This is a genomic window from Allokutzneria oryzae, assembly GCF_042429765.1.
GTDB lineage: Bacteria > Actinomycetota > Actinomycetes > Mycobacteriales > Pseudonocardiaceae > Allokutzneria > Allokutzneria oryzae.
In genome coordinates this window covers 20,765-40,216 of the sequence record NZ_JBHLZU010000023.1, presented here as the reverse complement: position 1 = coordinate 40,216, position 19,452 = coordinate 20,765, and the positions used below count along the sequence as shown (strand labels likewise).

The 19,452-nt window shown below is 69.5% G+C and carries 16 protein-coding genes; 9 read left to right on the top strand and 7 right to left on the bottom strand.

Annotated elements, in window-relative coordinates; translation table 11 throughout:
* Window positions 1-192: 192 nt before the first annotated feature.
* Together ACFFQA_RS27035 and ACFFQA_RS27030 are read right to left on the bottom strand one after the other, a co-directional pair.
* Window positions 193-3,357, bottom strand: coding sequence for an NACHT domain-containing protein (locus tag ACFFQA_RS27035; protein ID WP_377858073.1), 3,165 nt, complete (start codon window positions 3,355-3,357; stop codon window positions 193-195).
* A gap of 99 nt (window positions 3,358-3,456) precedes the next feature.
* The gene (locus ACFFQA_RS27030; RefSeq protein WP_377858070.1) at window positions 3,457-3,882 is read right to left on the bottom strand and encodes a nuclear transport factor 2 family protein; all 426 of its coding nucleotides are present in this window, start codon (window positions 3,880-3,882) and stop codon (window positions 3,457-3,459) included.
* Window positions 3,883-3,985: 103 nt separating this feature from the next.
* On the opposite strand from ACFFQA_RS27030, the gene ACFFQA_RS27025 reads away from it, so the two are divergent.
* The 7 genes from ACFFQA_RS27025 to ACFFQA_RS26995 all read left to right on the top strand — a co-directional run bounded on the left by ACFFQA_RS27025 (window position 3,986) and on the right by ACFFQA_RS26995 (window position 10,330).
* Window positions 3,986-4,765 (top strand): SDR family NAD(P)-dependent oxidoreductase, encoded by a 780-nt coding sequence (locus tag ACFFQA_RS27025; RefSeq protein WP_377858067.1) that lies wholly within the window; start codon window positions 3,986-3,988, stop codon window positions 4,763-4,765.
* A 45-nt stretch (window positions 4,766-4,810) separates the two neighbouring features.
* Window positions 4,811-5,965, top strand: a complete 1,155-nt coding sequence (locus ACFFQA_RS27020) for an MFS transporter (RefSeq protein ID WP_377858064.1) — start codon at window positions 4,811-4,813, stop codon at window positions 5,963-5,965.
* Window positions 5,966-6,011: 46 nt separating this feature from the next.
* Window positions 6,012-6,689 (top strand): hypothetical protein, encoded by a 678-nt coding sequence (locus ACFFQA_RS27015; protein WP_377858061.1) that lies wholly within the window; start codon window positions 6,012-6,014, stop codon window positions 6,687-6,689.
* A gap of 66 nt (window positions 6,690-6,755) precedes the next feature.
* Window positions 6,756-7,196 carry a nitroreductase family deazaflavin-dependent oxidoreductase gene (locus ACFFQA_RS27010; RefSeq protein ID WP_377858058.1) on the top strand — a complete coding sequence of 147 codons (441 nt, stop codon included), beginning with the start codon at window positions 6,756-6,758 and terminating at the stop codon, window positions 7,194-7,196.
* A 79-nt stretch (window positions 7,197-7,275) separates the two neighbouring features.
* Window positions 7,276-8,211, top strand: a complete 936-nt coding sequence (locus ACFFQA_RS27005) for an aminoglycoside phosphotransferase family protein (RefSeq protein ID WP_377858055.1) — start codon at window positions 7,276-7,278, stop codon at window positions 8,209-8,211.
* Between the two features lie 133 nt (window positions 8,212-8,344).
* Window positions 8,345-9,325 (top strand): phosphotransferase family protein, encoded by a 981-nt coding sequence (locus ACFFQA_RS27000; RefSeq protein ID WP_377858052.1) that lies wholly within the window; start codon window positions 8,345-8,347, stop codon window positions 9,323-9,325.
* A gap of 372 nt (window positions 9,326-9,697) precedes the next feature.
* Complete coding sequence (locus ACFFQA_RS26995; RefSeq protein ID WP_377858049.1) at window positions 9,698-10,330, top strand: helix-turn-helix transcriptional regulator; 633 nt, start codon at window positions 9,698-9,700, stop codon at window positions 10,328-10,330.
* Here the strand turns inward: ACFFQA_RS26995 and ACFFQA_RS26990 are convergent.
* The 3 genes from ACFFQA_RS26990 to ACFFQA_RS26980 form a co-directional block, all read right to left on the bottom strand.
* On the bottom strand, window positions 10,308-11,171 hold the full coding sequence (locus tag ACFFQA_RS26990; protein WP_377858046.1) for a phosphotransferase enzyme family protein: 864 nt from the start codon (window positions 11,169-11,171) through the stop codon (window positions 10,308-10,310). The genes ACFFQA_RS26995 and ACFFQA_RS26990 overlap by 23 nt on opposite strands.
* An 18-nt stretch (window positions 11,172-11,189) precedes the next feature.
* Window positions 11,190-11,636 (bottom strand): allene oxide cyclase barrel-like domain-containing protein, encoded by a 447-nt coding sequence (locus ACFFQA_RS26985; protein ID WP_377858043.1) that lies wholly within the window; start codon window positions 11,634-11,636, stop codon window positions 11,190-11,192.
* 67 nt (window positions 11,637-11,703) lie between these two features.
* Window positions 11,704-13,107 carry a nitrilase-related carbon-nitrogen hydrolase gene (locus ACFFQA_RS26980; RefSeq protein WP_377858040.1) on the bottom strand — a complete coding sequence of 468 codons (1,404 nt, stop codon included), beginning with the start codon at window positions 13,105-13,107 and terminating at the stop codon, window positions 11,704-11,706.
* Window positions 13,108-13,166: 59 nt separating this feature from the next.
* Here ACFFQA_RS26980 and ACFFQA_RS26975 point away from each other — a divergent pair, with 59 nt between their 5' ends.
* Window positions 13,167-13,643 (top strand): pyridoxamine 5'-phosphate oxidase family protein, encoded by a 477-nt coding sequence (locus tag ACFFQA_RS26975; protein ID WP_377858037.1) that lies wholly within the window; start codon window positions 13,167-13,169, stop codon window positions 13,641-13,643.
* Between the two features lie 3 nt (window positions 13,644-13,646).
* On the opposite strand, the gene ACFFQA_RS26970 is transcribed toward ACFFQA_RS26975, so the two are convergent.
* Both ACFFQA_RS26970 and ACFFQA_RS26965 read right to left on the bottom strand, forming a co-directional pair.
* The gene (locus ACFFQA_RS26970) at window positions 13,647-17,189 is read right to left on the bottom strand and encodes an NACHT domain-containing protein (protein ID WP_377858034.1); all 3,543 of its coding nucleotides are present in this window, start codon (window positions 17,187-17,189) and stop codon (window positions 13,647-13,649) included.
* An 11-nt stretch (window positions 17,190-17,200) separates the two neighbouring features.
* Entirely contained in the window at window positions 17,201-18,043 is an 843-nt protein-coding gene (locus ACFFQA_RS26965) for a 5'-methylthioadenosine/S-adenosylhomocysteine nucleosidase family protein (protein ID WP_377858031.1), read from the bottom strand.
* A gap of 466 nt (window positions 18,044-18,509) precedes the next feature.
* Here ACFFQA_RS26965 and ACFFQA_RS26960 point away from each other — a divergent pair, with 466 nt between their 5' ends.
* Complete coding sequence (locus tag ACFFQA_RS26960; protein WP_377858028.1) at window positions 18,510-19,430, top strand: alpha/beta fold hydrolase; 921 nt, start codon at window positions 18,510-18,512, stop codon at window positions 19,428-19,430.
* Window positions 19,431-19,452: the final 22 nt, after the last annotated feature.

The following is a 19,452-nucleotide window of genomic DNA, read 5'->3' as shown; positions in this document are numbered from 1 at the left end:
GCCCGCGGTGCACGTGCCTGGGCTGGCGTGGTCGGGGTTTCGCGTTTTGTCACCTTGATGCGCGAAAGAGCGCTCCCATTTCGCATTAAGCCTACAAAACGCGAAAAGCGGGGGCGTGCACGAGGCGGACCAGCGCAGGAAGGCTTCGAGCAGTAGTGACAACGTCTGCCGGAATCGATCGGGCGGATGCTGTCAGTACTGCCGGTGTCGTCGGGCGTTGCGCAGCTGCTTCCTCGCGTTGACCGTGAAGTCGTCGGACGCCCCGAGGTGGTTCTCCGACCACTCCGCCACCGTCGTGAAGTGGGCCTCGGCCTCGGCCCACCGCCCGGCTCTCCCCAGCGCGACCGCCAGGTGCCACCGGATGTGCTGTGCCGTCGCCGTGTCCGCGCCCGTTTCGGAGACCGCCTCGCCGAGCAGCGCCGCCAACTCCTCCTCCGGATCGTGGGAGTGGAACCGCACGATCGCGGCACATCGCGCTTGCAACAGTCGGGTGGTGACCGATGCCGTCTTGGGGTCGTCGTCGGGCAGCGCTGAACGGACCTTTGTCAGACAAGCCACCACCGCGACGAGATCGGAGTTGCGCCTCTCCGCGACCGCCGCCCACCGGAGCCGCAGGTCGACGACGAACGGGTCCTTGTCGAGGATGTCCTTGGGGAGCGCGCTCACGGCGGCTTCCAGGTACCACTCCGAGAGCCACAACGTCCGCCGGGTGTTCATCAGGGCCGCGATCGCGCTCTGAGTGCGGATGGTGTCCAGATCCGCCTGACCGAGGTGCGTGCTCTGTGCCAGGAGCACGCGATTCAGGGCGATGAAAGCACGCCAACGTCGATGGCGACGGGCATTCTCTCGCCGGGCGTTGAGTGTCCTTCGCCAGTGATTGGTTTGGGAGGCAACGACTTCGGGTTCGGCTTGCTGAGGTTCCTCCTGCGCGTTGGCGAGCTGGTCGCGCAGTGCCGCGCTCCGAAACTGGTACGCGCCGCCTTCCCTGCGGAGCACCTGGCGCTCTCGCGCGTCCTCGACGAACGCGACGACCCGCCACGGCAGCCGACGGCGCACCGCCAGGGCCGTTGTGGCGACGAGGCACCAGGACCATGGCCGGACACAGACCTCGCGAATGGCGACGAACAGAACCCCGCACATCACCGTGATGACGAGAGAACGCGAGTAGTCGACCGTCCCAACGGACAGGAGCACCGGCAGGGCGAGGACCATCGCCGCACCGGCTCGGATCACGCTTGCCACGATGTCGCCACGCAGCACTATGCGAGAGGCATCGGCGCGGTCCGCTGACCACGAGGTCGCCGAGGTCGCCGCACCGCTCTCGGTGATGTCGTCGGCCGCGACGAGCAACAGCAGCGTCAGCGCCATGGCCGCGCCTGCGGCGCCGAAAAGCGTCGGGTGCCGCCCGGCGAGCAGCGCGATACCCGCGCCGACGGCGAAACCGACTCCCGCCGTGACGACGATCCTCGTCGGTCGGGGCAGGTGCTCCCGGAGGTTGACCGTCGTCGGGGCATCCGGGGCCGGATGTCCCCAGCGCCCCAGCGGAGTGCGCCACAGGCTCGCGATCACACCCATCGCCGCGCCACTCACCGCACCGACCTCCATCGCGAGCAGGAACACCTCGCTGGTGCCGTCGCCGAACACGACCGACATGCCGGTCACGGCCGCGCTCACCGCGCCGACCGCACTCCCCGCAACCAGTCCGCACGCGACTCGGAAAGCAGCGTCCCGGACAACGGCACGCACGCGGCGCGACGCGGGCGCAGGGGAGAAGACCCATGACATCCGTTGCCACCACAAGGAGTCCTGGTAGCTCAGCAGGCTCACGCTGTTCCAGGCCGCAGTGGCAGCCCCGATGACCGATCCGATGACCACCGCGCTGACCACCGCTGACGGCGTCGCGCCGCCGCCGAGGGATCGGACGGTGTTCTCCAATGCGGACTGGAGCGCCAGCCATGGGCTGGTGAAGAAGTCGCCGAAATGGTAGGCGACAGGTTCGAGGGGGACCGGGCCGACGGCGAGGCCGACCGTGTGGGCGGCGGCGACTCCGGCGCACAGTCCGACGAACGCGCCGAGCAGAACCGCGAACTGCCAGCGCGGTACGAAGCTGTACAGCCGCCACCACGCGATCCCGCGTGGCTCGTCGCGGGTGATCCGGGTCGCGAGGAACTCCAGCCACGCACGCGCCTTGCGCAGCGGCCAGCGGTTCCCGCCCCGGCCGTAGGCGACGGGCACGAACCCACCGAGCAGGCGCCGGGTGATGGAGTTCCGGTCCGGGAGGGTTGTCAGCTCACCAGGGTCGTTCGCCTGGAACACCTTGGCCGCCAGCGTCACCATGAGCGGCGTGGACAGCGCCTCGGCCACCGGCGTTCCCGGTCTCCGCAAGGCGCGCACCACTGGCTGCCATCGCGAGAACCCGTTGGCAGGGAAGACCTTTCGCAACCACGCCTCGACCCCGTCCGGGGGTAGCGGTTCGAGGACCAGGACCGCGGCGTCGCGCAACGGCGACGTAGTTTCGAGGTACACCTCGGTTCGGCTGGTCATGACGGCGGGCATGCCGAGCCACAGCTCTTCGTTGAGCGTGGCCAGCAGTTCGGCACGTCGTCGCGGCGCGACCTCGTCGAGGCCGTCGAGCAACAGCACGAACCGATTCGACCTCAGCAGCGCTATGACGGGGTCGCCGTCGGCGGCCGCTCCGCGTTCCCGCGAGCCGAGCTCGGGGACCAGCTTGGCGAGACTGTGGCGCACCCACCGCGAGAAGTCCCAGTTCCGTGGCCACTGACTGAGCTCCAGCAACACGGGAACCGCCTCTGTGGCGCGGTCGCCGGACACCATTCCGAGCGCGAACGTGTGCAGCCAGTCAGTTTTCCCCGTACCTTCCGGTCCGCACACGACCAGCCGCCGTGAGCTCACCGCTTCGAACGTCCGCACGTACTCGCGGGGCTCACTGGTGCCTGACGGCCCCGTGGCCAGCCGCGTGCGCCCGGCCGAGCCGTCAAGGGAGCGCCACGCCTGAGGCATACCCGGAAGATCGGGAAACAGCCGTTGCTCGTGGACCCGCAGGCGCAGGTGGCGTTCGAGCCGTCCCCGCAGCGCCGTCACCGTGCGGGCCAGCTTCTCCGGCTCGACGAGCAGTTCCTCCAGCCGCCGTGCCCGCTGCCGCGGTGACTCCTGCGCCGCCATGAGCACGGCTGTCAGCAGCCACAGCGCGATCATCACCGGAAACGCGTAGGGCTTCACCACGTCGAACGGCGGCGGCACCGACTCACTGGTGACGACGTTGACCGCGATGGCCAGCACTGTCGTGACCCCGGCGCTGACCAGCGCGCCCAGGAACAACCGAGGAAGCAGCCGCATGCGCGCCATCCAACTACCGCGACGGCGATGCCTCGGTCACCGATCGAGTTACTTGTGCCGGTGAATACTTGCCGGAACGGCCACGTCGCCGACGGCGGCTCAGCCGACGTTCGTGTCGAACGCCTGTGCCACCGCGAGACTGTCCTCGTAGACGTGGTGCCGGGTGACGAGCCCGTTCTCGATCGTGAGGTGCAGTGCGAAGCGCGCGCGGTATGCGCGGCCGGTAGAGCGCGCTGTCTGACGGATCTCGCCGAGCACTACGGCGTCGTCGCCGTCGATGAGGATTCGCTCGATCTGGGTCGCAGCCTGGCCGGGCACGTGGTGCTCACCAAGCTCGCGGTAGTGCGCGGCGGCGTCGGCGCGGGTGGACCGGTGCCGGATCCATGGCGTGGCGGCGCGGCCGTGCTCTGCCTCCGGCCAGTCGAGCCGCCAGTCGCCCTGCTCCGCGTACAGCTCGGCGATGCGCTCGGGGTCGCCCTCACCGATCCGGCCAAGCAGCTCCTCGACGACAGCGCGAGTGGTCATGTTCGGGTCCTCCAGTCTCGGTCTCGTGTTGTGCCGCAGCAGTATCGCCAGCGCGGGTGGCCGAAGACGATTACCTCGGAGGTAAGCGGACTACCCTGCGGCAATGAGCTCGCGGGCGTACCTCTCCGACCTGTTCTCCCTCGACTGCCGTGTCGCCATCGTCACCGGCGGCAGCTCCGGTATCGGCCGTGCCATCGCCGGGGCGCTTGCCCGTGCGGGCGCGAGTGTCGTGGTCGTGGCGCGCAAGGAGGCTGAACTCGTTGCCACGGTTGAGAATCTGGAGGCCGACGGCTGCCGCGCCGCGTGGGTGAGTGCCGACCTGAGCACGCGGGACGGTGTGCGCGCGGCCGCGGAGGCCGCGGCCCAGGTGTTCGGGGAGCCCGACATCCTGGTCAACTCCGCCGGGGTCAACCTGCGGCCGCCGATGAGCCGGCTCGGCGAGGACGTGTGGGACGCCACGATGGCGCTGAACCTGGACGCGCCTTACCTGTTGGGGCAGCGGTTCGGCCCCGGTATGGCGGAGCGGGGCTTCGGGCGGATCATCCACATCACCTCCCAGCAGGCGCACCGCGCCTTCGTCCAGAGCGGTGCCTACGGCGTCTCCAAGGGCGCGTTGGAGTCGCTTGCGCGGTCCCAGGCCGAGGCGTGGTCACCATCCGGTGTCACGTGCAACACGCTGGTGCCGGGGTTCGTGATGACACCGCTCAACGCGCGGCTGTCGTCCGACCCGGAACGTGTGGCCGCACTGGCCGAGCGCACGATGATCGGGCGCAATGGCCTGGCCGAGGACTTCGAGGGAGCGGCGGTGTTCCTCGCCAGCCGCGCGTCGGCGTACGTCACCGGTCAGTCGATCTTCGTCGACGGCGGGCTCTCCGTGCACTGAGCACCCCGGCGTCTCGGCGGTCGTGTGGTCGCTAGGTTGGGACTGGTGACTGGGGAGCTTCGGCGAGCGCGGTGGGCGGTTTCAGCGGTGTTCGCGGTGTGCGGTGCCGCGTTCGCGACATGGTTGGCCCGGGTGCCCGCGGTGCAGGCGCGGGTCGGACTGACCACGGGGGAGTTGGCGGTCGGGCTGTTCGGGCTCGCCGCGGGTTCGGTCGTCACGCTGGTCAGTGCGGGCGCGGTGCTCGCCAGGATCGGCAGCCGGGCCGCCGTGGTGGTCGGCGCGGCCGTGCTGTGCGGCGGGCTGCCGTTGGTGGCGTTCGCGCCGAACCTGCCGTTCTTCGTCGCGGCGTTGGTGGTCCTCGGCGTCGGCAACAGCCTGCTGGACGTGTCGATGAACGCCCATGCCGCGCGCGTCGAGGAGGGGTACGGGCGGCCGATCTTCGCCGGGTTCCACGCGTTCTGGAACATCGGCGGCCTGGTCGGCTCCGGTGCCGGCGCGGTGATGGAGGCGTGGCACGTGCCGGTGACGGCGCATTTCTCCTGCGCGGGCGCGGTGTGGCTGGCGATCGCGCTCCTGGCGGCGGTGAGCTGGTTCCTCCGTGGCCCCGACCGCGGTCAGGGCGAAGCCGCGTTCGCGCTGCCGAGCCGCGCTCTGGTCCCGCTCGGGGTGATCGCGTTCTGCGGGTTCGTGGCCGAAGGCGCGGTGAACAGCTGGAGCGCGGTGTACCTCGCCGACGTCACCGGAGCCACTCCAGCGTTGGCGTCGCTCGGGTACTTCGCCTTCTCCAGCACCATGATCGCTGTTCGCGCGGTCGCGGACCGGATCGTGGTGCGGGTCGGGGTCGTGTCGTTCATGCGAGCGGTCACCGTGGTCGCCGTCGCGGGCTTCGCGCTGGTGATCCTGGTGCCGACACCCGTCGCGGGTGTCATCGGCTTCGCCGTGGTGGGCCTCGGCGTCGCGGGCATGGTCCCGGTCGCGTGGAGCGTGGCGAGCCGCAAGCAGCCCGACGCGCCCGGCCAGGCCGTGGCGGCGGTCGCCGCCTGCGGGTACTTCGGGTTCCTCGTCGAGCCCGTGCTCGTCGGCGCGCTCGCCGAGGGGATGGGACTGCGGTGGGCGATGGTGTCCGCGGTGGTGTTCACCGCCGCCGTCTACCTCCTCGCTCCGAGCATGCGGTCCTCTCCAGTGAAGTCCGCACCGTGACGCGGTGATCATGTTGCTGTGACCTGGCGCGGCGAGCCTGTCGGGTGTGCGCTACTGGGTGATGTTCCGGATTCTGACCGCTCTCGTGGCGAGCGGGATCGTCATCGCGTGGAGCTCGCGGTACTCCTTCCTCGTCACCGCGGCGGGCGCGGCGGGGGCCGGCGAGTGGCGGACGGTGCTCTCCGGGGTGGCCAGCGGGTTCGCGTCGGTTTTCGTCCTGGTCGCCGGGCTGGTCGCCATCCCGTTCGAGGTCTACATCATCACGAAGCGGCGCGACTGGTACCTCTACCTCGGGCTGATCGCGATCGGGTTCAACGTGGTCCACGGCGTGATCGGCTACCTGGAGTCCTTCAAGCCGCAGGCCGACCCGGTGCTGGCGAGCTTCGGGCGCGGTGACTGGATCTTCCAGAGCGTGACCCAGTTCGCCTACTTCTACTACGTGATCTGGGTGCCGCTGGCGATCCCGTTCGCCGTGGTCGCGCTGTTCGTGCGGCGACGAGAGCCGGAGTGGGGTGACGGCGGGGACAGCCCGACCGCCCGCACCGCGTTCGACTCCGGACCCACGCTGGGCTACCTCGGCGTCCTGCTCGGCGGGACGAGCGTCGCCCAGGCGTTCGCCGACGACTGGACCGCGCTCGCGGTCCAGCTGGCCATCGGCGTCGCGCTGGTCGCGGTGGTGTTCCTGTTGCTCACCGGGTACCGGAGGGTTGTCACGCGAACGTGAAGGAATACCGGTGATCGCCTCGGCGTTGTCCCTCGCACAGGCGCAGTCGATCTGAGGAGCAGTGCGATGCCGCTGACCGGCGAGTACGAGGCCAGCCCCACCGAATGGGTCCGCAAGCAGGTCGAGCAGTACGAGGGTTCCGGCGGTACCGAGGGCACCACCATGCGGGGGCTGCCGGTGATCATCCTGACCACCAAGGGCAACAAGTCCGGCAAGCTCCGCAAGACGCCGCTGATGCGCGTCGAGCACGAGGGCACCTACGCCGCGGTCGCCTCGCTCGGCGGAGCCCCGAAGCACCCGGTCTGGTACCACAACGTGCTCTCCACGCCGACGGTGGAGCTTCAGGACGGGCCGGTGCGCAAGGACTACGTCGCGCGCGAGGTGACCGGCGAGGAGAAGGCGCAGTGGTGGGACCGGGCCGTGGCGGCCTTCCCGGACTACGCCGACTACCAGCGCAAGACCACGCGTGAGATCCCCGTCTTCGTCCTGGAGCCCGTCGAGTCCTGATCTCCCCGCTTGCGGGTCGATCGCACGTCGGAACGGTCGGACAACGTTGTCGTGGTCGAACCCACTACGGTTGTTCCGCATGACCGAGATCGAGGCCGAGATCAAGACCGAGATCACCGTGGGTCTCATCCGCGACCTGCTGCGGGACCAGCATCCGGACCTGGCCGAGCTGCCCCTCCGCGAGGTGGAGGGCGGCTGGGGCAATCAGATGTGGCGACTCGGGGACGAGCTGGCCGTGCGGATCCAGCGCATGGACACCGGCCCCGATCACCAGCTCAAGGAGCGCCGGTGGCTGCCGCTGCTCGCCCCACGCCTGCCGCTGCCGATCCCGGTCCCGGTGCGGAGCGGTGCGCCCTCCGAGCGCTTCCCCAAGATTTGGACGGTCATGACGTGGGTGCCGGGCCTGCCGCTGGACCACGGGTCGATCACCCGCGGCGAGCACGCGGCCGACACCCTGGCGGCGTTCCTCCGGGCGCTGCATGTGGCAGCGCCCGCCGACGCACCGGTTGACACGGCCCACGGCACGCACCCCAAGGACTGCACGGACGGCTTCGACCAGTTCTTCGACTCCGTCGACGCTGACGCGATCGGCTCCGACGCCGCCGACGTCCGGGCCGTCTGGGACGACGCCGTCGCAGCCCCCGCATGGGCGGGTCCGTCGGTGTGGGTGCACGGCGACCTGCATCCCGCGAACGTCGTCGTCGCGGATGGGACGCTGGCGGGCGTTGTCGACTTCGGCGACCTGTTCGTCGGCGACCCGGCGTGGGACCTGGCGGCCGCCTGGGTGCTGCTCCCGGCGGGCGCGTCCGCACGCTTCTTCGCCGCGTACGCGGAGGCTGACGAGGCGACGGTCCGGCGCGCCCGCGGGCTGGCCGCGCTGAAGAGCCTCTTCCTGATGCTGATGGGCCAGAACGGGGACCGCGGCCTGCCCGGCGGCAAGCCGGCGTGGGGTCCGGCGGGACGGGCGGCGCTCGACCGGGTCCTGAGCGAGCGTGCGACCCGGTTCCACGAGTAGATCGGCGGCGTTCTTCGACTGTTTCACCTGGCCGTGTGAGGGGGCCGGCGCAGGCCAGGCGACAAGCGACGGCTGTTGCGGCGCGTCGACTCGCCTGGTGCAGAGTAGTCCTGTGCGCGGTGAAGGAGCTTCGATGGACTTCCGGCCAGTCGTCCGAACCAGCCAGGCATTCCAGCGGTCGGTCACCGCCGAGGAGATCAGCTCGATCTGCCGGCGGGTCCTCGGCGCCGACGCCACGGCCGCCACCGAGCTGGGCACGGGCATGTACAACAACACCTACCGCGTGACCGTCGCCGGGCAGGACCGGCCGGTGATCCTGCGCGTCGCGCCCGAGCCCGCGCTTCAGTTCCGCAGTGAGCACCAGTTGATGCGCAACGAGTACGCGAGCGTGCCGTGGCTGGGCGTGATCGCACCGCTGATGCCACGCGTGATCGCCGCCGACTGGTCCCACGAGCTCATCGGCCGCGACTACATGGTCCAGACCCTGCTCGACGGGGTTCCCGCCCCGGAGCGGCTCTCCGACTACCCGCGCTCGGCGTGGCCCGTGTTCTTCCGGCAGCTCGGCGAGATCGCGCGCACCGTCCACGCGGTGCGGGGTCCGGGCTTCGGCCCCGTGTCCGGCCCGCACCACGCCACCTGGAGCCAGGCCATCCTGACGGCCTTCGACGACATCGCGAAGGACGCCGAGGGCGTGGGCCTGGACGTCGCCGACATCCGCGAGGTCGCGGCCGTGGTCACCGAGCGAGCGGAGGTCCTCGACGAGGTCACGGAACCGCGAATGCTCACCGGCGACCTGTGGACGGTCAACGTGATGCTCTCCGCGAGCGCGCCGGAGCCCACGATCACCGGGGTGCTCGACATGGACCGCACCTGGTGGGGTGATCCCGCCGCCGACTGGACGATCAGGATGGCGGCGGCGAAGCCCGGCACGGAGCGCGACGCGTTCTGGGAGAGCTACGGGTCGCCGGAGAACGCCGAACACGTCGTGTGGCGATCGTGGGTCTACGAAGCGAGGCATCTCGCCGCGATCCGGCTGGAGCGGCATCGTCTCGGCAACGCCGACGGCGTCCGGAACTCCTACACCGAGCTGGCCGCGGTCCTCGCCCACCTGTGACCGTGTAGTTTTCCGCGTTTTGTAGCCATAGCGCGAATGAGAGCGCTCTCATTTCTCATTATGGCTACAAAACGCGATTCTCGGAGCCGAGCGGAGCCGAGCCGAGCCGGGCGTCGGGCGGCGACCAGGTCGATCCGGCCCTCGGTGCGGTGCTCCGCTGCTCGGCGTGTTGGGAAATCGAATGAAATTTCGCTAAATCCCGCTTCATGATTCTTGTAAAACTACGCCGAGTGGATGACAGGTAAGTGTCGATGCGGTACTAGTTGTTTCCGTTCCGGTGCTGCGGGTGCAACCCCGTGAACAGCCGATACGCCGCTCTGGTCAGTGCTGCCGCCTGCGTCGGAGCGATAGGGAATCGAGCTGGGAGATTGTGTGGTCCATGAGGTTCGCGTAAGGCTGCTGCGGTTCAGCCCGGTAGCCGAGCTGGGGCTCGCCACGTTGTTGGCCGCCATTCCCGGGTTCCACGTCGTCAGCGAACGCCAGGACCGCGGTGACGCAGGGGCCGCGCACGTCGACGTGGTCAGCTCCGCCGCCGCGGAGCCCAGCACGCTCATCCGGCTGGCCACCAGGGCACGGGTCCTCGTCGTGTCCGAATCCGCCGACCGAACGGTTGTCGAGCGCTACTTCCTGGCCGGCGTCACCGGGTGCGTGCACTCGTCGTCGCCACTGCGCACGTTCGTGGAGGCGGTGCGCAGCGTCGCGAGGGGACAGCGGTACCTGGCGATGGGCATGGTCGCGCCGCCCCTGACGCCCGTCGGCCACGAGGAGCTTTCGCGGCGCGAGACCGAGGTGCTCTCCCACATCGCCGACGGCAAGACCCACGACCAGATCGCCAGGTCGATGGGGATCAGCAGGCACACCGTGGACACCTACGTGAAGCGGGTGCGCAAGAAGCTCAGCCTCGGCAACAAGGCGGAGCTGACCAGGGCCGCGCTCTCCACCCAGCTGGCGGGCCGGACCCAGCTGACCGCGCCCCGCCAGGTCAGCGCCGCAGTGCCGACGTGACCAGCCCGGTCGGCGAGAGCACGCCGCGCACGATCTCCGCCGCGTCCTCGTCTCCGGTGCGGGCCGGGACGATCAGGTCCTCCAGCGCGCGCGTGCACCGGTAGTACGCGAGCCGGGCGGGATCGATCTCCACGGGTCCGTACCCCTCGAAGAACCAAGCCTGCTGCCGTTCGGTCACCGGGGCGAACGGCAGCACCCCGCCGAGCACGAACAACAGGTCCTGTTCACGCGGAGCCAGGACCGCGTCGTCCCAGTCGATCAGCCACACCTGGTCGTCGCCGAGCAGCACGTTGCCCAGGTGCGGGTCGCCGTGGCAGACCACGTGCGGCGCGTCCTGCGCGGCGACGACCGGTGCGAGCTCGTCGGCGCGGCGCAACAGCGCTTCGACGGCCCGCCGCAGTGGAAGATCACTCGCGTCGAGCTCCCGCGCGGCGGCCCTCCACTGCTCGTGCGAGTTGCTCCGTGGCAGCTCCTGGGCCTGGGCGTGCGTCCGCGCGAGCAGCGTGCCGAAGGAGCTCCAGTGCTCCGCCGTCATCCCGCCGCCGAGCGCGCCACGGTCGGAGACCCACGGCACCAGGGACAGCCGACGGCCTTCGCGCTCGCTCCACAAACCGCCTTCGGTCGTCGGCAGGGGAGCGGGAACCCCGGCCACACCGAGCTGTGCGAGCCGGGACGCGACGACCAGGCCGGTGCTCATCGCGCCCCCGCTCCACTTCACCGCGTAGCGGGCGCCGTCGTCGGCGACGCCGTGCCACACGTCCGCGGCGACGTCCGCGCCGTGTTCGACCCGTCGCAGCTCGACGAGCTCGATCCCGAAGTCAGCCTTGACCCAGTCGCGCACGACCACCCCTTCACGAGATCACTTGGGGGTGATTGTGACGCGGTAGGTCTCCTTGGGCGTCTGAATATCGGTCGCCACCAGCTCGCCGCTCGCGTCGCGGTAGACCCCCGTGCCGCCGGTGATCGCCATCCGAAGCGGACTCGTCCCGCGCACCCACAACGCCTGCGCGGTGATCTGTCCCTCCGGCAGGCGCAGCGACAACACGCAGTTCGTCGTCGCGGTCGTCCCGGACACGTGGGTGACCTGGCACGTGCCGCCGTCGTCGCCGACAACGGTCCCGTTGCGCGAGAGCTTGTCGGAGTACACATACGAGTCACCGACGCTCAGCCCGGGCGCGCCGACGTCGATGGTGGCGAACTGGTCGTTGCCCACCTGGAGGGTGAGGTCCGTTGTGCCCGCCGCAGGGGCCGCCACCACCACCGCGCCGACGAGCACCGACACACCCACCCACACTGCCTTCCGCATTCCCGCTCCTCCGCAATGCGCGTTGCCGACGTGAGCGTTGATCTTCATACCTCGACCTTGCTGGAGGTCAAGCCCTCGGTGCGCGGCACCCCAGCAGCCCGGCAGCGGCCAAGGCGAGGCAGGCCCACGCGAACCAGTCGCCGAAGCGGGTGTACAGCGTCGGCCCGAAGCCGGTCGCCACATCGCCGACGACCGTCACGAACGGCTTCGGTCCGTCTGTGCGCGCTTCGGCGAGAACCCGGCCCTTGCTGTCGGCGATCATGTGCGTGGTCTGCCTTCCGCCCCACGCGATGGCCATCCCGTTCTCGACGCCGCGCAGCAACGCGGTCCGGCTGTGCTGCCAGCCGTTGTCGTCCTCATCGGACGCGGGAATCGCGAGCAACCCTGCACCGGCGGCGGCGTAGTCCTGGCTGGGATCGCGGAAGTTGACGTCCATGCAGACCGCGACCCCGACCCGAACTCCTGGCGACGGCGCGAACACCAGGTCGTCCCCAGCTGGGCTGACGGTGTCGTGGTGCTTGAGGTACCGGATCGGTGCCTCGCCACTCGCCGGGAACGTCCACGCCAGGTTGTACTTGGCGTGCTCCGCCCAGTGCGCGTAGCCGACCACGATGTCGAAGCCCTTGGTCTTCGCGAGCCCGCGCATCGGCTCGGAGACGGTGGTGGGCATGGCCTCTCGGGAGCCGAAGGCGGCCTCGGGCAGCACAACCGTCCTGACGCCGTCCGGCAGCGCGGCGATCTCGTCGACATAGGCGGCCAAGACCGCGCGCCCCTGCGTTGTGTCCACGTCAGCGGCCCAGCCCTTCTGGTTGCTCGCGACCAGGGCGACCCGCTGAGCCGGACCGCTTTCCTTGTCCGCCAAGCGAAAAACCCCCAGGCCGAGGGCGGTCGTGACCGCGACCGCGACCACGGCGCCGGTCCGCAGGCGTGCCGCTCTGCTCACCGCTGGGGAGGCAATCGCTGCGAGGGTCGAAGGAACCAGGAAGACGAGGTACTCGACGCCCCACGATCCGAGCACCGACGCCGTCTGGAGCACAACGGGAACGTCGGCCTGCGTGGTGGCGAGGGTGCCCATGATCCCCGTCGGGTTCGTCTCCGCGATCACGAAGAGCACCGCTGTCCAGACGGCGGGCGCGCAGACTGCGGCGAGCAACGCCCGCCCGCGCAGGACCAGGCCGCGGAAGACCAGGACGGCGAAAAGGAGCGTCGCGGCGAACGCGAGGCTGCCCACCAGGCCCCACGGCCACAACGGCATGTCGTGGGAGTGCGAGTAGAAGGCCCAGCTGTTCGTCGTGCCCACCAGACTGGCGAGGAACGCCGCGCCTCCGGCTGTCCAGCCGGAGGCGCGAGGAGCTGCCAGGAGCACGGGCAGAGGAGCGAGCCAGGCAAGGGCGGGGACCGGCGTGAGTCCGGTGCCGAAGAAGAACAGCACGGCCGAACACGCGGCGGCCACGAGGGTCAGTGCCTTCATGTGTACAACGTACACGTCGATGTGTACGCCGTACACGTGCCCGCTGTTAGCGTGTCCCGATGACCCAGGAGCTCCGGCAGCAGAAGCGCGGTCGCCGCATCGCCATGACCCCCGCCGAGGTGGACGCGTTCCTCACCGCCGAGCGCACCTGCCGCGTCGCCACCGTGGGCCCGGACGGTCCGCACGCGACGCCGCTGTGGTTCGTGTGGGACGGGAGATCGCTGTGGCTGACCTCGCTCACCCGCAGCCGCCGCTGGGCGGACCTGATGCGCGACGCCCGGATCGGTGTCGTCGTCGACGCGGGAACGGAGTACCTGGAGCTGCGCGGTGTCGAGATCACCGGAACGGCCGCCGTCGTCGGTGAGGTGCCGCGCGGCGGCGAGCCGTGTCCCGAGCTGGAGGAGCCGGAGTCGCTGTTCGCCCGCAAGTACTTCGGCGGTGACCAGATGGTCCACGACGGGCGGCACGCGTGGCTGCGCGTCACCCCGTCGAAGATCACCAGCTGGGACTTCCGGAAGCTCGCCGACCTGCGCTGACGCTCAGCGTTCCGCTTCGAGCACCACTTCGAGGGCGTGATGGCCCGCCTCGGCCAGCTGGTCGAGGACGTCCAGGCATCGGCGACGCATCTCGTTGTGCCCCTGGTGGTAGAGGCGAAGCACAACGGTGAGCAGAGTGGGATTCACGGAGGCGGTCGTCGCCGCGGCCAGCCGCTCGCACGCCCGCATCGTCACCTCCGGCACGAGCGTGTGGTGCAAGCCCCGACCGTGCAGCAGTGCCTCGGAGTCCTCGTCGAACGCCCGGCTCGTGCCGAATGCGGTGATCAGCTCTCTTGCCTCGGTGGGGGGTACCTCGTCCAGGTACCGGACAGCGGTGGCGGCTGCTGACCGGACGGTGGGCTCGGTGTCGTTGAACAACCGGGCGAGCAACTCCGGGGCGGTACCCGGCTGGTGCACCATCGCGAGCGCGACACCGCATCGCGCGTGGGCGTTGAGGTCTCCCAGCGTCAGGTCGGTCAGCTCGCCTCGGACATGGCATCCGAGCCAGAGCTGTCCGGCTTCTTTGGCGACCGCGGCCGGACCGTTGAGCGCGCGCCGCAGATGGCGGCCGAACCGGCTGGGGCGATCTGAGAGCGCCCACCCCAGGAGATGACAGGTGATGGGGTTGCCGAAGATCTCGACATCGTCGTCGAAGACCTGCTCGGCGAGATCGAGCGCTTGCTCCGCGTGCGTGTTCAGCAGGGCCGTGACGGCGTTGGCGGCCTGCACGCGAACCTCGCGAACCGGATCGGCGGCCAGCGACTCCACCGTGGTGATCAACCGTTCGGCGTGCTCTGGTTGACGGTCGAGAACATGGGCGATCGCCCCCGCGGCACAGGCTCGGACATCGCTGTCGCCGTCACGTCCGTACATCTTCAGGACTCGCACCATGCGGTTGTCGACCACGGTGGCCGCGTCGTGGGCGGCGTTGCACACCGCGACAGCCACGTCCGAGCCATGAACCGCCTTCGCGTGAAGGCACAGCCGCGACAGCAGTTCCCCCGGCACCTTCCCGGAAACCGCCTTGAGCACCGTCGCGAAGTACCGGGGCACCACAGTCATGGAGAACGTCGTGGCGAGTTCGGCGAACCGCTCCGGAGCCGCGGCCGCGTTTTCGTACAGCACCTCGTCGAGCCCGAGGGCGTCGTGCTTGCCGAGTGCCCGAACCCAGTCCTGGTCCCTCATCCGCACGGCGGCGTCGAGGTCGATGGGCGAGTCCACCACTCGGCTGCGTGTCCGCGTCAGCGGAGAGGCCGGCTCGCGGTCGAACTTCCGGCTGAGTTCGGCGATGCGACGCGCGACGTCGGGAGAGCGACGGTCGGGCGGGATCACGGAAAGCAGCTCGTGCTGTGTTCTGCCATGCATCGCAAGGGTTTCGCCGACCGGGTAGTGGTTGAGCAGCATCGTGCACAGCGCCGCGAGCCGATCGTCCGAGCACGTCGTCGCCACTGCCGCGACAAGCTTGCGGCTCGCTCCTATCGGGTCGCCCATCCGGCCGAGTGTGAGATTGCGGTCGTCTGACAGCAGCCAGTCCACCGCTTCGTCGCCGGGCTCGCGCACGAGTGCGAGGCACGAGAGAAAGCGCAGCTCCCTCGTCTTGCTTGACATCAACCGCCTGAGCATCCGCTTCTCGACGGACGCCCTGCTCACGGCGGCCTCCGTGGCCACGAAAATCGCGCTGCCGAACCCGAAGGGCTGCTCGTCACCGGACTCGGCGGCCTCGGCCACGAACGGCAGGACCTCGCGCAGGAACGCCTCAGGTGCGGCGCAGGCGATGACGATGAGGATCTGAGCCTCATCCCGCGCTGTTCTGGCAGTGCCGAAGGGGGCGGAGCCTCCGCTCTCCCGCGCGAGATCCTGGGTACGGCGGAGGTGAGCGCCGACAATCCGTGCGGAACCCACCGGGTTGTTCGGGTCCAGCTTTGCCCAGGACGACTTGTGCTGATCGTCGTGAACGCCCCGGGTGATGAGGTCCACGGTCAGGTCGGCCAGCGCGGACGGAACCGCTCTCGTCAGTGCCCGCAGTCGTGACACCCACTCCACAACGTCGCGGTACGGCCAGACGAGCTCCAAGACGCGGTCGCGACGAACCGACGCCGCCGCCGGGAGCTGCTCCATCGCGACATCCACTGTGGACGGATCGGCGAGCAGCGCCTCCCAGCGTCCCGCGCTGTCGGCGGCGTCGAACCACACCTTCCTGGAGAGCAGCCCCGCGAGCCGTTGCTGGAACCTGGAAGGCGTGAACACCAGCCCCTCCAGCGCCGTCCAGTCCTCGGCTCGGGCGGGGAGCCGCTCCAGGACGCGCACCACGATGTCCTGGAGATGCGGCCGCAGGGATGTGCTGGTCAACATCCGGACCACGGAGCGGTGGAAGGCGGGACGGTCGGTGTCGGCGAGGTAGTCCAGTACCTGCCGGGTCTGGGCGCGGCGGAACAGGTACTGGCCCGACTCGACGAGGAAGTCGTGGAGGTCCCGCCCTTGTGCGACGAACGTCCTGGCGAACAGGAAGTCGAAGTACGTCTCGTGCAGGAAGCCGACCGCCCGTGCGTGCTCGACGAGAATCCCCTCGGACACCAGGGCGGAGACCTCGTTCTCGGACACGGTGTCCAGGAGCGCGCGAGGCGCCTGGAGCGATTCGTTGTCGCTCATGTGGCCGACGAGAGTTGTTGTGATGACCTCCCAGGACAGCCTGCCGATCCGGCGCTCGACCGCGTTCCGCACGTGCTTGGTGAGGTGTTCGTAGAGACTGGTGACACTGCGGTGGGGGAGCGCCTGCACTTCGGCGGGCAGGCGGCTGAAGACGCTGAAGTGCAGTGGCGTTCGCAGCAGGTCCAGGGTGCTGGGGGCGAGCATGGTGTTGACGCCTGCGCGGTCCAGCGCCTCGCGCAGTGCGACAGGGCTCAGAAGCCCCAGCTCGTAGCCGCCGACCCGTTCTTCATCGGCGAGCAGCCACCCCATGCGGGGATCGGCGTGGAGGTCAGCCGTGCGGACCGCGAGCACGACCTTGAGGTGGGGAAGGGCCTCGGCCTGCTCCAGGATCTCGGCGACCGCGTCGTAGCTGTCGGGGATGCGTCCGCTGTACTGGCTGACCGCGTCGAGCTGGTCCACCACGAGAATCCCCGGCGTCTGCGCGAACATGAGCACGGGTGAGGTCGGCAGGTCGAACAGCCGGCCGACCGAGGCGGCGGTCAGGGTTCCGCTCTGGACCGCGTCCATGTGGATGGCCGCTCCGGTCCAGCCTCGCTCCTCCGCTCGGCGGAGCAGCGAGGCGAGCACCTCGGACTTGCCGGAGCCCGCCGGACCGTGCAGCACCAGCACCTGCGGTGAGTCCGGTGTGGACAGTCGCGACATGATCTCGCTGGTGTGCGGGTTGTCCACCACGACCCTGGGGCGGGTCGACCTGGTCCTGCGCTGGTGCCGCCGCACCGTCGCGGCGAGCGCCTCCCGCGCCGGGGGTGAAGGCGTCCCGTTGTGCACCTGCTCGATGTGGTCGGCCTTGATGTAGGTGCCGTGCACGTGCACCACGGGCGGCTGCGAGTTGTCCATGCTGGTGGCCGTCAGTGGTAGTGGACCTGGCCGATGCTCCCGGCCTGGATCACGTTGCCGTAGATGTTCTGAGCGCTGATCACGTTTGTCTGTGCCGGTGGCGCCGGGTCCCGCTGCGGCTCCTCGCGGTGCAGCACCTCGAACGCGAACGCCGCCGCGGCGGCCGATGCGACCGGCTGCCACCGCTGGTCGGACTCGAAGGACTTGTCGCTCAACAGGTCCGAGATCCCCCGGATCACCAGCGCCTCCACGTCCTTCAGCGCATGGGCGCCGGAGAGGAACCCGAAGCCCTCCATGTCCACGGCCGCCGCGTCGCCGCAGTTCTGGTCGATCTGCCGCGCTGTCGCTGAGGAGCCATGGCTGATCACCTTGCCACCGGCTGCGATCGGCTTGCACACCGCTTGCGGTGCCGGAGCCGGACAGGACGGGAGGATTCGCCGGTGCCACAACGCCTGTCGCGCGACGGACTGCGCGCGCTGGACCAGCCGGTGCGACGACGGGTGGGTCTTGATCCGGGGTCGGTAGCCGGACTCCGTGTCCTTGCCGGACTCGTAGTCGTAGACGACGTCCGCCGCGACGACGTCGCCCAGGCCCACGTCCTTGCGGCCGCCCGCCACGCCGACGAACAGCGCCAGCTCGGGGGAGAACTCCGCGACCGCGCGCTCCAGCTGCTGGCTCGTCGAGACGTTGCCCATCCCGGCCTGGAGCAGTGCGACCGTCCAACGGCCGAAGGCGCCGACCTCGTAGAGAGTGCCGTTGCGGCTGTGTTCGGTGATCTCGCCCGCCAGGTGGGCGCGGACGGCGTTGTACTCGACGGCGAGCGCGGTGCAGATCACGGCTGCAGGGCGGGTCATGACTGGAGGCTATCTTATTGTCGGCTTGACACGAGCGGGCGGCGGGTTCTCCTAATGTCGTAGTGACGACAAGTGGGGGGAGTGGTCATGAAGGTGCTGCGCTCGTTCGGGTCGCTGTGCCGGATCGTCGCGTTGGCGGTGCTCGCCGGGCTGCTGCTCGGGTTGCCGTGACGCACGGAGACGCCCTGGGCATAGGCGTTGTCATCGCGGGTCGCGGAGTATAAACCCCGTGGTTCTCCGGTGTCAGCAGTGAGTTTTCCGCTCGCAGCTCCATGAGGGTGAACAAAGGCATTGCTTCACCCTTTCAGCCTTACGGCCCCTTTGTGGTTCTCGACGCGCATGCCACTGTGGGGCTCGGTCGACCACGGCTTCGGGGGCTGTGGCTTCGATGGTCATGTTCTCCGCGGAGTGGGAGTGGCTGCGTCGATGTGTTGTGTTCCGACCGTGTTCTCCGCTGGGTAGGGCGATGGTGTCCTATTCCCGAAAAGAATCACCTCTGCCGGATTATGACTTCGCCTCGCATTGGTTCCGGCACGACGTCGCGCGGCAGCACTACCTCGACGAGGGCAGCGGCCCGCCGGTGCTCATGCTGCACGGCAACCCGAGCTGGAGCTACTACTGGCGGCGGCTGGTCCTCGCCCTGCGCGCGGACCACCGCTGCATCGTGCCCGACCACGTCGGCATGGGCCTGTCCGACCGTCCGCTGGAGCGCGACTACGACTACACGCTGGCCTCGCGGGTCGACGACCTCGACGCGCTGACCGACGAGCTGGTCAAGAACGGCGGCGCGCCCGCGACCGGGTGGACCCTGGTGCTGCACGACTGGGGTGGGCCGATCGGCATGGCCTGGGCCGCACGGCATCCGGAGCGGGTGTCGCGCCTGGTCATGCTGAACACCGCCGCGTTCCCGAGCCCCTTCGCGCGACTGCCCCCGACCCTGCGGCTGCCGCTGTGGGCGATCAAGAACACCTGGGTCGCCGAGCACCTGTTCCTCCGGCACAACGTCTTCGCCAGGGGCGCGGCGCTGCTCGGGGTGACCCGCGGGATGCCGCCCGAGGTGCGGGAGGCCTACCTCCACCCCTACCGCACGCGGCAGGACCGGCTGGCGATCCTGCGCTTCGTCCAGGACATCCCGCTGCGGCCGGGCGACCGCGCCTGGCCGCAGCTGCTGGAGGCCGAGTGCGGCGCGGCGCTGCTGGCCGACCGGCCCGCCTTCATCGGCTGGGGCGGCCGAGATCCCGTTTTTCGCTCCGCCTTCCTCGATGAATGGCGAAGACGTTTTCCGCGTGCGGTGTTCCGGCTCTACCCGGAAGCCGGTCACTACGTTCTCGAAGATCGGGCGGCGGAACTTGTGAGGGAAATTCGCGAGTTTCTCTCCGTCTCCTGAATGTGACGTTTTCGTGTTCTTT

What these genes read in the sequence shown, in the direction of transcription:
- ACFFQA_RS26960 (WP_377858028.1), top strand. Translation starts at nt 18,510, where the DNA reads ATGGTGTCCTATTCCCGAAAAGAATCACCTCTGCCGGATTATGACTTC.
- ACFFQA_RS26970 (WP_377858034.1), bottom strand. Translation starts at nt 17,189, where the DNA reads ATGGACAACTCGCAGCCGCCCGTGGTGCACGTGCACGGCACCTACATC.
- ACFFQA_RS27000 (WP_377858052.1), top strand. Translation starts at nt 8,345, where the DNA reads ATGGACTTCCGGCCAGTCGTCCGAACCAGCCAGGCATTCCAGCGGTCG.
- ACFFQA_RS26965 (WP_377858031.1), bottom strand. Translation starts at nt 18,043, where the DNA reads ATGACCCGCCCTGCAGCCGTGATCTGCACCGCGCTCGCCGTCGAGTAC.
- ACFFQA_RS27030 (WP_377858070.1), bottom strand. Translation starts at nt 3,882, where the DNA reads ATGACCACTCGCGCTGTCGTCGAGGAGCTGCTTGGCCGGATCGGTGAG.
- ACFFQA_RS26975 (WP_377858037.1), top strand. Translation starts at nt 13,167, where the DNA reads ATGACCCAGGAGCTCCGGCAGCAGAAGCGCGGTCGCCGCATCGCCATG.
- ACFFQA_RS26980 (WP_377858040.1), bottom strand. Translation starts at nt 13,107, where the DNA reads ATGAAGGCACTGACCCTCGTGGCCGCCGCGTGTTCGGCCGTGCTGTTC.
- ACFFQA_RS26985 (WP_377858043.1), bottom strand. Translation starts at nt 11,636, where the DNA reads ATGCGGAAGGCAGTGTGGGTGGGTGTGTCGGTGCTCGTCGGCGCGGTG.
- ACFFQA_RS27010 (WP_377858058.1), top strand. Translation starts at nt 6,756, where the DNA reads ATGCCGCTGACCGGCGAGTACGAGGCCAGCCCCACCGAATGGGTCCGC.
- ACFFQA_RS27035 (WP_377858073.1), bottom strand. Translation starts at nt 3,357, where the DNA reads ATGCGGCTGCTTCCTCGGTTGTTCCTGGGCGCGCTGGTCAGCGCCGGG.
- ACFFQA_RS27005 (WP_377858055.1), top strand. Translation starts at nt 7,276, where the DNA reads ATGACCGAGATCGAGGCCGAGATCAAGACCGAGATCACCGTGGGTCTC.
- ACFFQA_RS27025 (WP_377858067.1), top strand. Translation starts at nt 3,986, where the DNA reads ATGAGCTCGCGGGCGTACCTCTCCGACCTGTTCTCCCTCGACTGCCGT.